The 13,555-nt window shown below is 68.3% G+C and carries 14 protein-coding genes; 3 read left to right on the forward strand and 11 right to left on the reverse strand.

All coding sequences use genetic code 11. The features are described from left to right. Positions 1-35 precede the first annotated feature (35 nt). From FVA80_RS14545 to FVA80_RS31935, 3 genes are all read right to left on the reverse strand, one after another. On the reverse strand, positions 36-884 hold the full coding sequence (locus FVA80_RS14545; RefSeq protein ID WP_147906738.1) for a formate/nitrite transporter family protein: 849 nt from the start codon (positions 882-884) through the stop codon (positions 36-38). 145 nt (positions 885-1,029) lie between these two features. Next, complete coding sequence (locus FVA80_RS14550; protein ID WP_147906737.1) at positions 1,030-1,461, reverse strand: gamma-glutamylcyclotransferase family protein; 432 nt, start codon at positions 1,459-1,461, stop codon at positions 1,030-1,032. Positions 1,462-1,491: 30 nt separating this feature from the next. After that, positions 1,492-1,614: a hypothetical protein gene (locus tag FVA80_RS31935; RefSeq protein WP_281408715.1), complete on the reverse strand. Its 123-nt coding sequence runs from the start codon at positions 1,612-1,614 to the stop codon at positions 1,492-1,494. Between the two features lie 6 nt (positions 1,615-1,620). Between FVA80_RS31935 and FVA80_RS30560 the strand changes: the two genes are divergently transcribed. After that, on the forward strand, positions 1,621-1,830 hold the full coding sequence (locus FVA80_RS30560) for a hypothetical protein (protein WP_187193690.1): 210 nt from the start codon (positions 1,621-1,623) through the stop codon (positions 1,828-1,830). Between the two features lie 27 nt (positions 1,831-1,857). Here FVA80_RS30560 and FVA80_RS14560 read toward each other — a convergent pair whose 3' ends face one another. The 3 genes from FVA80_RS14560 to FVA80_RS14570 all read right to left on the reverse strand — a co-directional run bounded on the left by FVA80_RS14560 (position 1,858) and on the right by FVA80_RS14570 (position 5,171). Next, a complete protein-coding gene (locus FVA80_RS14560) occupies positions 1,858-3,861 on the reverse strand; it encodes an acetyl/propionyl/methylcrotonyl-CoA carboxylase subunit alpha (protein ID WP_147906735.1) in 2,004 nt (667 codons plus the stop codon). A gap of 104 nt (positions 3,862-3,965) precedes the next feature. After that, positions 3,966-4,406, reverse strand: a complete 441-nt coding sequence (locus FVA80_RS14565) for a hypothetical protein (RefSeq protein WP_147854217.1) — start codon at positions 4,404-4,406, stop codon at positions 3,966-3,968. Positions 4,407-4,568: 162 nt separating this feature from the next. Further along, the gene (locus FVA80_RS14570) at positions 4,569-5,171 is read right to left on the reverse strand and encodes a L,D-transpeptidase (RefSeq protein ID WP_147906734.1); all 603 of its coding nucleotides are present in this window, start codon (positions 5,169-5,171) and stop codon (positions 4,569-4,571) included. A 182-nt stretch (positions 5,172-5,353) separates the two neighbouring features. On the opposite strand from FVA80_RS14570, the gene FVA80_RS14575 reads away from it, so the two are divergent. Beyond that, positions 5,354-6,283, forward strand: a complete 930-nt coding sequence (locus FVA80_RS14575; RefSeq protein ID WP_147906733.1) for a histone deacetylase family protein — start codon at positions 5,354-5,356, stop codon at positions 6,281-6,283. Between the two features lie 590 nt (positions 6,284-6,873). After that, the gene (locus FVA80_RS14580) at positions 6,874-7,491 is read left to right on the forward strand and encodes a LysE family translocator (RefSeq protein ID WP_147906732.1); all 618 of its coding nucleotides are present in this window, start codon (positions 6,874-6,876) and stop codon (positions 7,489-7,491) included. A gap of 18 nt (positions 7,492-7,509) precedes the next feature. Here FVA80_RS14580 and ribB read toward each other — a convergent pair whose 3' ends face one another. The 5 genes from ribB to FVA80_RS14605 form a co-directional block, all read right to left on the reverse strand. Further along, positions 7,510-8,586, reverse strand: a complete 1,077-nt coding sequence (gene ribB, locus FVA80_RS14585; protein WP_147906731.1) for a 3,4-dihydroxy-2-butanone-4-phosphate synthase — start codon at positions 8,584-8,586, stop codon at positions 7,510-7,512. A gap of 155 nt (positions 8,587-8,741) precedes the next feature. Further along, positions 8,742-9,839 carry a chorismate synthase gene (aroC, locus tag FVA80_RS14590; RefSeq protein WP_147906730.1) on the reverse strand — a complete coding sequence of 366 codons (1,098 nt, stop codon included), beginning with the start codon at positions 9,837-9,839 and terminating at the stop codon, positions 8,742-8,744. A 682-nt stretch (positions 9,840-10,521) separates the two neighbouring features. Then, on the reverse strand, positions 10,522-11,145 hold the full coding sequence (locus FVA80_RS14595; RefSeq protein WP_147906729.1) for a DUF3578 domain-containing protein: 624 nt from the start codon (positions 11,143-11,145) through the stop codon (positions 10,522-10,524). Positions 11,146-11,158: 13 nt separating this feature from the next. After that, a complete protein-coding gene (locus tag FVA80_RS14600) occupies positions 11,159-12,250 on the reverse strand; it encodes a catalase family protein (RefSeq protein WP_147906728.1) in 1,092 nt (363 codons plus the stop codon). A 69-nt stretch (positions 12,251-12,319) separates the two neighbouring features. Further along, positions 12,320-13,459, reverse strand: a complete 1,140-nt coding sequence (locus FVA80_RS14605) for an anhydro-N-acetylmuramic acid kinase (RefSeq protein ID WP_147906727.1) — start codon at positions 13,457-13,459, stop codon at positions 12,320-12,322. Between the last annotated feature and the right edge of the window lie 96 nt (positions 13,460-13,555).

Genomic DNA, 13,555 nt, shown 5'->3' on the forward strand with positions numbered 1-13,555 from the left:
CAAGCCCGCGCGAACGGCGCGGGCTGCCATACAGCTTATTCGGCCGCCATTGGGCGACGCACGCCGGCGCCGACCCGGCCTGAACGCGTCTCGCCCGTACGGACGTGGGTCGAGTAGAGCATCAGGCCGGTGAAGGCGAGGCCGCCGACGATGTTCCCGAGCAGGGTCGGGATCTCGTTCCACAGCAGGTAATCCATGACGGTCAGGTGGCCGCCCATGAGGATCGCCGATGGGAACAGGAACATGTTCACGACCGAATGTTCGAAGGTCATGAAGAAGAACACCGTGATCGGCATCCACATGGCGATCACCTTGCCGGGCACCGAGGTGGACAGCATCGCCCCGATCACGCCGGTGGAGACCATCCAGTTGCACATCATCGCGCGCACGAAGAGCGTCAGCATGCCGGCGGCGCCGTACTTCTCGTAGCCGAGGGTGCGCGCCTCGCCGATGCCGGCGATCGCCTTGCCGACGGCGTTCGGCTCGGTGGCGAAGCCGAAGGTGAACACGATGGCCATCATCAATGCGGTGGTGAGCGCGCCGGCGAAGTTGCCGAAGAACACCAATGTCCAGTTCCGGGCGATGCCGGCCACGGTGACGCCCGGGCGCTTATCGATCAAGGCGAGCGGCGTGAGCACGCAGACGCCCGTGAACAGATCGTAGCCGAGCAGGTACAGCATCGAGAAGCCGACCGGGAACAGCAGCGCGCCGACCAGCGGCTGACCGGTGGTCTGGTTGATCGTCACCGCGAAGGCGGCCGCGAGCGCCAGGATCGCGCCGGCCATGTAGGCCCGGATGAAGGTGTCTTTGGTGGCCATGAAGACCTTCGATTCACCGGCATCGACGGCCTTCTTCACGAAATCGGCGGGCGCCAGATAGGACATGCGAACCTCTCCCGCGCACGCGGCCGCCGATCGCCGTTGACCGAAGGGCGCGCTGCGCAAATACGACAGCTTTCCGGGGCGAAAGGCTGGTGTGGCTGCCCCGGTCGATCGCGAGCAAGCAGGTTGCGTACCAACTGCCACCCGTTCAGGCGGGCGGTCCGCGCATCCAGGTACTGAGTTCGCGGATATAGGCCGGCGGAAGCTGGGCGGCACGCGCGGCCGCCAGCACGGCGTCGAGGTATCCGGGTCTTGGCCGGCCCGGTGCGGTGGAGCGGCCGAGATAGATCAGGGCGCGCTTGGTGCCGGCGGCCGTGGTCACGGGCAGCGTCGCCTTGGCGTAGAGCCCGCCCGCGACGCCCTCGTAGCGGTCCAGCGCCGGGATGTCGTCGAGCGCCAGCTCCCACAGGACTCCGTGCACCACCCGGGCGGGATCGCGCACCACCGAGGCGTAGCCCTCGCGCATGACGATGAAGCGATGCCGTTTCAGGCAGCCGCCGCCGATCAGCCGCGAGACCGGGCAGCGCAGGGCCATCGCGGCGGCATCCATGTTCGCGCCGTAGGCGAAGTAGAGGGGCATACCGCAGCGATCAGCGGCCGACCGGTCGAGTCACTTCCCCGATTTGCGCTCGTCGCGCTGCACGGCCCACTCGTTCGCCCGCATCGCCGCGTAGGCCACGGCGAGGGTGACGGCGGGAATCGCGAACGTCACGAAGATTTCGCCCGAGCTCATGGCTTGATGCTCCGCAGCACGCGCCTGCCGATCGCATGTAAGCCGATGCCTGCGGAAAGCCAGATCGCCGCGAAGAATGCGGTGGCCGGACGCAAGGTCGGCGCGCTCGCGACTCCAAAACTCATGGCCGTGATCGGCGTTACGAACCCGATCACCATGAAAGCCACCGCGATGTTGTTCAGCGCGGTGGCCAGGAGCTTCGTCTGCTCGTTGTGAACCGCAGTCACGACGAGCGCGCTGCGATCAGGCGAATTCGAGGATCACCGCGTCGACCGCGAGGCTGTCGCCTTCCTTGGCGTGGATCTTCGCGACCGTGGCGTCGCGCTCGGCGCGGAGCATGTTCTCCATCTTCATCGCCTCGACCACCGCGATCGGCTCGCCGTTCTTCACCTCCTGGCCCTCGGTGACCAGGATCTGCTTCACGAGGCCCGGCATCGGGCAGAGCACCTGCTTGCCCGAGCCGGCCTGCTCCTTCACCGGCATCAGCGCGGCGAGTTCGGCTTCCCGGCGGGTGTAGACCCGCGCCTCGGCGGCTGCGCCGGCATGCTGCAGGAACACGCCGTTCAGCAGGCCGCGCACCTGGATGGCGACGCGCTCGGAGCCGATCGTTCCGATCCAGACCGGCTCGCCCGGGCGCCACGCACTCGCCACCGACAGCGCCGTGCCGTCATCGCGGGTGACGATCAGGTCCTCGCCCTCCGGCTCGATGGTCACCGCGTAGGATTGGCCGGCCAGGATCACGACGCGGTCCCGCTCGAACGCGAACAGGCCCGGCGCGCGCATCTGCCCGGAGATGCCGCGCTTGCGCTGGTTCAGCTTGTGGTCGATCGCCGCCGCCGCGGCCATCATGCGGATCGCCACCGCACCCGCGGGCTCCGGGGCGACGAAGCCGTTCGGGAATTCCTCGGCGATGAAGCCGGTGGAGAGCTCGCCCTCCTGCCAGCGCGGATGCGCCATCAGTGCGGAGAGGAACGGGATGTTGTGGCGGATGCCGTCGATCGCGAAGGCGTCGAGCGCGTCGCCCTGCGCTGCGATCGCCTCGGCCCGGGTCGGCGCCCAGGTGACCAGCTTGGCGATCATTGGATCGTAGTGGATCGCGATCTCGCCGCCCTCCTCCACGCCGGTGTCGTTGCGCACGATCGCGGTGCCCTGACGGCCCTCCTCCGGCGGCCGGTAGGTGGTCAGACGTCCGATCGAGGGCAGGAAGTTGCGGGTCGGATCCTCGGCGTAGACGCGGCTCTCGACGGCCCAGCCGTCCAGCTTCACTTGCTCCTGCGTCAGCGGTAGCTTCTCGCCGGCCGCGACCCGGATCATCAGCTCGACGAGGTCGAGGCCGGTGATCATCTCGGTCACGGGATGCTCGACCTGGAGGCGGGTGTTCATTTCGAGGAAGTAGAACGACTTGTCCTGGCCGGCGACGAACTCGACCGTGCCGGCGGAATCGTAGTTCACGGCCTTGGCGAGGGCGACGGCCTGCTCGCCCATCTTCCGGCGCGTCTCGGCGTCGAGCAGCGGCGACGGCGCCTCTTCGATCACCTTCTGATTGCGGCGCTGGATCGAGCACTCGCGCTCGCCGAGATAGATCACGTTGCCGTGCTTATCGCCGATCACCTGGATCTCGATGTGCCGCGGGTCGGTGATGAACTTTTCCACGAACACCCGGTCGTCGCCGAAGGACGAGGACGCCTCGGACTTGGCGCGGGCGAATCCCTCGGCGACTTCGCCCGACGAATGGGCGATGCGCATGCCCTTGCCGCCGCCGCCCGCGGAGGCCTTGATCATCACCGGGTAGCCGATGCCGTCGGCGATCTCGACGGCGTGCTCGGGGCTCTCGATCACGCCGAGGTAGCCCGGGACGGTTGAGACGTTGGCGGCGGCGGCCGCCTTCTTGGATTCGATCTTGTCGCCCATGGCGGCGATGGCGCCGGGATTGGGGCCGATGAACACGATGCCGGCGGCCTCAAGGGCCTTCGGGAAGGCCTCGCGCTCGGACAGGAAGCCGTAGCCGGGATGGACCGCCTGGGCGCCGGTCTGCCGGCAGGCCTCGATGATCTTCTCGATGACCAGGTAGGACTGCGCCGCGGCGGCGGGGCCGATATGGACCGCTTCGTCGGCCATCGCGACGTGCACCGCATCGCGGTCGGCGTCCGAATAGACTGCCACCGTCCTGATGCCCATCTTCCGGGCGGTCTTGATGACCCGGCAGGCGATTTCGCCCCGGTTGGCGATCAGGATCTTATCGAACATCGCTGGCGCATCACTTTCGAGATCGCCGGATTGCACACCGGCTTGACTGTCCCGATAGATCAGTTGCGCCGCGGACGGAAGCTGCGCCTTGGTCGAAGGGTCGCTCAGGCGGCGAGCGCGAAGGTGAGGCGCGGAGCCTGGGCCGCCTCACGGGTCCAGCGGTTGGCGTCCAGCGCGAAGGCCATCAAGGTCTCGGCGCTGCCTTCCGCCTCACGGACGATCTCCATGGCGATCCGGGCGCCGACCGGGCTCGGGCCGTCCCGGCCGCTGAGCGAGCTGGCGAGCCAGGCGGCGACATCCCGGTCGATGTAGCCGGTCGGGCGCAGGCCCCAGACGGCGAAGTCGACCACCGAAGCCACAAGAAAGTCCGCGAAGGCCTCGGAGCCGATCACGGCCCGCTCCAGGGCGATCAGCATGTCGGCTTCGTCGCGGCTCATGATCCCCTCCGGCAGAACCTCGCGCTTGAGGACCAGCAGGTCCTCGTCGCTGATCGCGCCAGTGGAAACGGCATGGTTGCAGAACTGTTGAACGGAGATCATGGTCATGGCTGCCTGCTCCTCCGACCTTTGCTGCGGTCGGTGTTTGTCCCGGTGTGATTTGAACTTACGGGACGGCACCCCTGCCGGAAGTTAACGGCAAGATCTGAACGGAAGTTCAGGTAAACACGGACCGAGCAAGCAGGCTTATTGGGACGTTGACCAGTTGCGTTACCGGACGATGACCGTGGCTCCGACCGGGGCACGATCGAACAGGTCCACCACGTCGATGTTGCGCATGCGGATGCAGCCCGACGAGACCGCTTGGCCGATCTTCTCCGGCTCGTTGGTTCCGTGGATCCGGTAGAGCGTGTCCTTGCCGTGATCGGACAGGTAGAGGGCGCGCGCGCCGAGCGGGTTCATCGGTCCGCCCTCCATCGCGTGAACGTGCGGCCAGCGCCGGATCATCTCGGCCGGAGGGTTCCAGGCCGGCCACTCGGCCTTGCGGGTGACCGTGGCTGTCCCGGTCCAGCCATAGGCCTCATCACCCACCGTGACGCCGTAGCGGATCGCCTTGCCGTCCGGCAGCACGAGGTAGAGCTGGCGCTCCCTGGTCTCGACGACGATCGTGCCCGGAGGCTGTCCGGTCGGATCGCTCACCTGGTAGCGCGCGAAGTGCGGATCGAACTCGGCGTCGGGCACGAGCGCCATGAACTCGGCGTCGCGGGCCGAAACCTTCGGGTCGGGCACGGCCTTGAACGTGCAGCCCGCGAGCAGGACGACGCAGGCGATGGCCGGGATGAGACGCGGGATGAGACGCGGGATGAGACGCATGCGGCTGTTCTCGGACCTCCTCCGCGCCGCCGGGCATGCGGCCCGGCCGCAATGCGCCCGCGGAAGATTCGAGCAACTATAATCAGGGCGGGCACGCACCCGTAGTCCGCGCGTTCCGCCCATGGCACATTGCCGGCTCTTGTTGCAGGCGCGCGACAGGACCGCACCCGGGAGCGACCGTCGTGACCACCCTGTACGTCAGCCATCCCGCGAGTTTCGACCACGAGGTGCCGGAGGGCCATCCGGAGCGGCCGGCGCGGATGCGTGCGATCGAGCGCGCCCTGGAGGACGAGCGCTTCGCCGGCCTCGTGCGGGTCGCGGCGCCCAGGGCGGAGATCGAGGTGGCCACCCTGGCGCATCCGCGCGAGTACGTGGACGCATTGGTGGCGGCGGTCCCGGAGCACGGGATGGTCGGGATCGATGCCGACACCATCCTGTCCGCCGGTAGCCTGGAGGCGACCCTGCGGGCGATCGGGGGCGCCAACCATGCCCTGGATTCGGTCATGGCCGGCGAATGCCGCAACGCCTTCGTGGCGATGCGCCCGCCCGGGCACCATGCGGAGCGGACCCGCTCGATGGGCTTTTGCCTGTTCAACCACGCCGCCGTCGCGGCCCGCTACGCCCGGCAAAAGCATGGTGCCGAGCGCGTCGCGCTGGTCGATTGGGATGTGCATCACGGCAACGGCAGCCAGGACATCTTCTGGGACGATGGCAGCGTGCTCTACTGCTCGACCCACCAGATGCCGTTGTATCCGGGCAGCGGCGCCGCCTCGGAGCGCGGCGAGAAGGACACGATCGTCAATGTGCCGCTGCGGCCCAACGACGACGGCGAGGTGTTCCGCGAGGCGTTCGAGGCCGGCATCCTCTCGCGGCTGGAAACCTTCCAGCCCGACGTGATCGTGATCTCGGCGGGCTTCGATGCTCACCGCCTCGACCCGCTGGCCAATCTCCGGCTGGAAGCGGAGGATTTCGGGTGGGCGACCCGCAAGTTGATGGACTTGGCCGAGCGGTCCGCCGGCGGCCGGATCGTCTCGGTGCTCGAGGGCGGCTACAGCCTGGAAGGCCTCGCCAAATCCGTGTCCGCCCATGTCGACGCACTCATGGGCCGGTAGGCCCAGACCTATCGAGATGTTCGAGCAAAGGTCGGCATAGGACTGTCCCGCTTGGCCAGTGACCCCTGGTCTTTGCCGACGGCGTTCTGAAAACTGCCTCGTCATCCCGGGGCCGCGAAGCGGAGTCTAGGATCTAGAACCAGTGTCGGATCAGTGACTTGCGCCGTACGGGGTTCTGGATCCCGGGCTCGCCTACTGCGCCCCGGGATGACAGGGCAGCGGCTGAAATGTCCGCGGAACCCTGGGATCCGCGGAGGAAGCATAACCGTCGGCGACAGGTCTGTTCCTTCCCCGCCCACTTCTCGGCGGTCACCTTGGCGAGAGCTGGTCGCATGCCATCGGACCTAGCCTGCGCCCTCCAAAACGCTTGGTCCCATGGCCGAAGCGCCTCGCGTGCAGAGCGATCCAAACACCTCGAAACGGCTGACCGGTAGGCCCCTCGCGTGTCCGGTTGCCGTCGGCATCCGGCACGCCATAGTCGGGTCCAACAACGGGCAGGCGAATCGCGCGATGTCACAGAGAATGATCGGCGCGAAACCGGAGGCGGCCCGCCCGGCCGCCGCAAGCCCGTCAGACCCGGGCTTTGCGCGATGACGTCGGCCGGCTTCCTCACCTACGCTCTGGCGCTCGGCGTCGCCGCCGCGGTGCCCGGCCCCGGCGTCGTCGCCCTGATCGCGCGTGCTCTCTCTTCGGGCTTCAAGGCCGCCATGGCCTTCGCGGTGGGGCTGGTCCTGGGCGACCTCACGTTCCTGTCCGCGGCGGTGTTCGGGCTGGCCCTGATCGCGGAGACTTTGGGCGAACTGTTCTTGGTCGTCCGGCTCTGCGCCGGCCTGTATCTCGCCATCCTGGGGGTCCGGCTCTGGCGTTCGGCCGGCCGGACCGACCGGGTGGAGGGCGGCCCGACCGACCGGCCGCTGGCGAGCTTCGTCGCCGGGCTCACCGTCACCCTGGCCAACCCCAAGACGATCGTCTTCTACCTCGCCGTACTGCCGACGCTGATCGACCTTCGCACCATCACGACCGGGGACTACGCCACACTCATCGGCCTGACCGGATCGGTGCTCGCTGTGGTGATGACGCCCTATGCCGCCCTCGCGGCACGGGCGCGGGATACCTTGAGCGAACCTGCCTTCCGCGCCCGGCTGAACAGGGGCGCCGCCGCCATCATGGCGGGCGCCGCAATCTGGACCATCGCGCGCCGCGCCTGAGGCGCGTCCGGCCTCGGATCACCCCTCCAGCGGCTCGTCGCCCAGGAGTTCGATACCGAAGCCCGAGAGGCCGACATACGAGCGCGCCGAGGTCGCGAGGTTGCGGATCGACACGATTCCGAGGTCGCGCAGGATCTGGGCGCCGAGGCCGACCTCGCGCCACTGGCGGGCGCGCAAGGCCTCCGTGCCCTCCTCGGTGGCACTCTTCATGGGAACGCCCGCCGTGCCGTCGCGCAGGTAGACCAGCACCCCACGACCCTCGGACGCGAAGCGCTTGAGCACGGCGTCGATCTGCTTGCCGCCGCCGATCACGTCGGCGGCGACGTTGGAGCGGTGCAGGCGCACCAGCACGTCCTGGCCGTTGCCGATCTCGCCCATCACGAAGGCAAATTGCTGGATCGTCTCGAACGGCGTGGAGAACGCGTAGGCCGTCACGTCGCCGTGGTTGGAATGGACCGTGAAGTGCCCGACCCGCTCCACCAGCCGGTCCCGGGCCTGCCGGTAGGCGATGAGGTCGGCGACCGAGACGCGCTTGAGGCCGTGCGTCTCGGAAAAGGCCTCGATCTGCGGGCCCTTCATCACCGTGCCGTCGTCGTTTGCGAGCTCGCAGATCACCCCGACCGGGGGCAGGTCGGCGAGCTTGCACAGGTCGACCGCGGCCTCGGTATGGCCCGAGCGCATCAGCACGCCGCCGTTGCGGGCGATCAGCGGGAAGACGTGGCCGGGGCGGACGAAGTCGCCGGCGCCCATGTTGCCGTTGGCGAGCGCCCGCACGGTGTTGCAGCGCTGCTCCGCGGAGATGCCGGTGGTCAGCCCGTGCTTGGTGTCGACCGTGACCGTGAACGCGGTGCCCAGCGGCGCGTCGTTCGAGGCCACCATCGGGTCGAGATGCAGCCGGCGGGCCTCATCCTGGGTGATCGGCGCGCAGACGATTCCGCAGGTGTTGCGGATGATGAACGCCATTTTCTCCGGCGTGCAGAGCGAGGCGGCGACGACGAGATCGCCTTCGTTCTCGCGGTCGTCATCGTCGGTGACGACCACGATCTCGCCGCGGGCGAAGGCTGCGATGGCCTCGGTAACGGTGCAATGGGGCACGGATCGCTCTCTCGTCTCGCATCTCTCCGCCCCGCGCGGGGTGGACAGGCCCGGCTCGCCCGCGCCGGAAAAGGGTCCGGCGCGGGCGAGACTGTGAAATCGTGGATCCGAAGCGCTCGGTCGATCGCGGGGCGATCGGCCTCGGCTGCGGCGCGTCAGGCGGCTCCCACCTGTCCGCGGTGACGTAGATAGTGATCGGCCAGCACGCAGGCCATCATGGCCTCCGCCACCGGGACGGCGCGGATGCCGACGCACGGATCGTGGCGGCCCTTGGTAATCAGGTCGACCTCGCCGCCGTCGCGGTTCACCGAGCGGCGCGGGGTCAGGATCGAGGAGGTCGGCTTCACGGCGAAACGCACCACCACCGGCTCGCCGTTGGAGATGCCGCCCAGGATGCCGCCCGCATGGTTGGCCATGAACCGCGGGCGCCCGCCGTTGCCGCTGCGCATCTCGTCGGCGTTGTCCTCGCCGCGCAGGGCGGCGGCCGCGAACCCGTCGCCGATCTCCACGCCCTTCACGGCGTTGATCGACATCATGGCGGCGGCGAGATCCGCGTCGAGCTTGCCGTAGACCGGGGCGCCCAGGCCCGGGGGCACGCCCTCGGCCACGACCTCGATCACGGCGCCGACCGAGGAGCCGTCCTTGCGAATGCCGTCCAGATAGGTCTCGTACAGGGCGGCCGTCTCGGGGTCGGGGCAGAAGAACGGGTTGTTGCCGACCTCTTCCCAGTCCCAGCGCGACCGGTCGATGGCGTGCGGTCCCATCTGCACCAGGGCGGCCCGGATGGTGATGCCCGGAATCACCTTGCGCGCCACCGCGCCCGCGGCGACCCGGGCCGCGGTCTCCCGGGCCGAGGAGCGGCCGCCGCCGCGATAGTCGCGGATGCCGTACTTGGCATCGTAGGTGTAGTCGGCGTGGCCGGGCCGGTAGCTGTCGCGGATCTCGGAATAGTCCTTCGAGCGCTGGTCGGTGTTCTCGATCATCAGCGCGATCGGCGTGCCCGTGGTGAACTGGCGCCCGCCGGTGCGGTCGTCCGCGAACACGCCGGACAGGATCTTCACCTGGTCGAGCTCGCGGCGCTGGGTGGTGAAGCGCGACTGGCCGGGCTTGCGGCGGTCGAGTTCCACCTGGATCTCGTCGGCCTCCAGCGCCAGCCCGGGCGGACAGCCATCCACCACGCAGCCGAGCGCGACCCCGTGGCTCTCGCCGAAGGTTGTGACGCGGAACAGGTGGCCGAAGGTGTTGTGAGACATGACGCGGCCCGTCTAGCGCGGGAGCGCCGGTGGCACAAACGGCAGGTGATGCATGCGATCGTTCAGTTCGCGATCAACCCGCCGGGCTGGCATTCGATACGAGCCTGAGGAAGCTCGCCGCATTCAGCGCTCGTTGGCCCGCTTCGCAAAATGTAGCGCCCCAAACCCGAGGATAAGCGCTGCCGCGGGAACGCTCAGCAGGACGAGGAGATTCACGATGCTCATGACACCAACTCCTTCAGGAAGCGCCGCACAGCGTAATGTCGGCTCGCGCTCGCGATCCAGCAAACAATCGCGATGCAAACAACCCCGGGGATCGGAACGCTCGGCGGACTCGATGTGTACAAGACTGCAAAGATTGACGGAGTCCACCAACGGCGAAGATCGATCCAGCGATTGCATTGACATAATTTGCGGTCAGCTTTGTTCGCCCATTCACAATAAGAATGTTTCGCGGAGAGGGTCTGTTTTTGAAGAGCGATCTGTCCATCTGTCGTGACTCGAGCTTCTTGCTCGGCATTTTCACCTCACCAGAGCCCTGTGGGAAGGTGAATTTCAGACGAATTCGTTGCCCGTCGTTAGATCGCACTCTGTCAATCCGAGTTTATTAGATGGCAATCGATTTGCTATCAACCGAATGTTTATTTCATGCATTTATCCATAATTCAATACGAATGGTAGTTCATGCGATTGAAAGGCCTTCTTTGGCCTCTCCCCGTTCGAGACCACCCCGCCCCTTGAGCGCCCGATAAGCCGCCACGCCCGCCGCCAGATCCGCGCGCAGCCGCCGCTCGTCGCCGAGGTCGTCGAGGGCGTAGGTCAGGCCGAGGATGTGCGCGGCCTCGTAGCCCTCCGGCAGCTCGCCGGCGCTGCCGAGGGTGATGCACCGGTTCGGCAGGCGCTCGGCGAAGTCGGCGAGGCGTGCGCGCAGGGCATCCCCGCTGGCGCGCAGGTAGGCCTCGGCGCGCGGCCCGTGCTCGCGGATCGCGGCGACGGTCCCCTGCGCCAGCGACAGGTGGACGACCGGGCGGTGCGCCGGGAACAGGTAGACGAGATAGTAGCCCCGCGTCGCACTGGTCGTGACGGCCGGGTCGAACACCGCCAGCCACGGGACGGCGGCCCAACGGGTGCCCCGGCCGGGACTGCCCTTGACGAGGAACGGGCCATCGATCGGTTCGAGGGCTGCCCGCAGCTCATCCGGCGCCCCGCGTCGGATTACCGCCGCGAGGGGATGCCTGGCCGGCGGATCGAGGCGGGCGAGCGGGTATTCCTCGACGATCCGGCCCAGGGCGTGGCCGAGGCTCACCCACCCGCCGGCATCACGCCGGTACCTGCTCGATGGACGTCGGTTCCGTCTCCGGCGTCTGGTTGCGGCCGTGGCGGAAGTTGGAGAGCGCCTGATAGGTCTTGAGCCGTGCCCGCATCAGTGAGCCCAGGGGGCGATGCGCCGCCAGGCTGTGGGCCGGCCGGAAGGACAGCACGTCGTCGGCGTAGCGCGTCCGCGCCTCGGACCGGGCATCCTGGGCCGGCAGGACGAGTCGCGCCACGGTGCGGTAGGGGCTGGCCGCCTCGTTCCAGCGCTTCGATGCATCCTCGACCGGCATGTCGTCGAGGTTGGTGCAGAGTTGGACGCGGAGTTCGAAGACGGCCGCATCGCCCGCGAAGAAGGCACCGACCGCGTGCCGGAACGCGTCCGGGTCCTGGCCCGGATGCAGCTCCTCGTCCGCCAGGGCCTGCTGCCGCGCGCCGGCCGGGAAGGCCGCGATCTTCGCGACATGATCGCCGTAGCGGAGCGCGGCCTGGGAATAATACGGCTCGGCCAGCGGGTGCAGAGGCTGGTGTCCGAAGAAGTCCAGCAGCGCCGAGCTCTCGCCGGTCGCCGACTTCACCACCGCGTCGGCCGCCCTTGCGATGTGAGACACAACGGACTTTACGGCCTCCGGCGCCTTCGTGCCGGCTTCCAGCTGCTTCATGCTGCCCAGGAAGCCCTTCGCGTCCGGGTTCGGGAAAACCGGGCCCGTGGCGAGCACGAAATCCTGCGTGGCGGCCCCGTGGCCGGGTAGCGTCTCGCCCGGGACGCCCAGGACCTTGATCGCCATGCCCCGATGGGTCGAGACGCTGTCCTTCAGCAATTCCCCCGGCCCCTGCGCGAAGCGCACGATCACCGGATAGGTGCCGCCTTTGGCGAACAGACCCTGCTTCAGCTCGGGCGGGAGGTCGTCCGGCACCTGAAGCTCGCCCGTGACCACGCCGCTGACCTTGGCGTGCGACGCCCGCACCGCATGGCCGTAGCGCGCGGCCGTCGTCTCGCTCTCGCGGGTCATCGACGCGATAATCGCATCGATCGTTTCGGCCTCATCAGGCGCGGGCGTCTCGATGCCGTCGTGATAGCGCAGGTAGGTCTCGGCCAAAGTCTCGGATCCCGATCGCCTCGATCCAAGTCCAACAGACGGGCCGTTCGTCGGGTTCGGGCCTCGCGATCAGGCAATCGGTCGCGCCAGCACCCCGCCGGTCTTCGGCTCGCTCACTCCGGTGGTCGAGGGGAACGTGATCGGGAGGCCCCGGAGGGAGCGGACCGCCAGATACGCGAAGGCCTGCGCCTCTAGGTAGGCCGACGACCATCCGATGGCGTCTGCAGTCGTGATCTCGGACCGCAGGTGATAGTTCAGGAGCCGCACCAACTCGCCGTTGCGCGCGCCGCCGCCCGCCACGATCCAGCGGGTCGGGATCTCGGGGGCGTGGTCCAGGGCCCGGGCCACCGCCCGCGCCGTGAAGGCCGTGAGCGTCGCGGCGCCGTCCTCCGTGGAGAGCTGACCGGCCAGCTTGTGCGAGAACCAGTTGCGGTCGAGGGACTTCGGCGGGCGGCGGAAGAAGAACGGATGCATCAGCAGCCAGGCGAGCAGCGGCTCGTCGGCGCGGCCCCGGGCGGCGGTACGGCCGCCGTCGTCGAGGTTCTTGCCCTCGCGCTCCTGCATCCACTCGTCGATCAGGGCGTTGCCGGGGCCGGTGTCGAAGGCGATCACGCCGCCCTTGGAATCGATCAGGGTGGCGTTGGCGACGCCGCCGATGTTGAGGATGCCGAACGGTCCGTCGAATCCGGAGGCCTGCGCCAACGCCTTGTGGAACACCGGCACCAGCGGCGCCCCCTGCCCGCCGGCCTCGATGTCGGCCCGGCGCAGATCGGAGACCACCGGGATGCCGAGCCGGGTCGCCAGCGCCTGCCCGTCACCGATCTGGATCGAGATGCGCTGGTCCGGCCGATGAATCACGGTCTGGCCGTGGAAGCCGATCACGTCGACCGTGCTCGCGTCCAGGCCGTTCTCGGCGAGAAACCGTTCGACGGCCTCGGCATGGGCCTGGGTGACGAAGGCCTCCGCCTCGGGCAGCCGGCCGGGCCGGTCGCCCGGATGGAGCACCGATTCCGCATCCTTGGTCGCCACCCGCAGGAGCGCCTTCTCGTCGTCGGAGTAGCCGCGATAGCCGGTCGGCCCAAGCGGCTCGAGGAAGTTGTTGTGGCCCCTCACCACGTGGACCCGCTCGCCGTCGGTCTCGATCAGCGCGATGTCGACGCCGTCCAGCGAGGTGCCGCTCATCAGTCCGATCGCGCGCATCATCGCCATTTTGCTCGACCCCGTGCCTTTCGGCGAACGCCCTGCTAAGAGCGCGCCGTATCCTGAACCCCAGCGCGAGCTAGCACGCAGAGCCTTTGCCTGTCG

The organism is Methylobacterium sp. WL1, assembly GCF_008000895.1.
GTDB lineage: Bacteria > Pseudomonadota > Alphaproteobacteria > Rhizobiales > Beijerinckiaceae > Methylobacterium.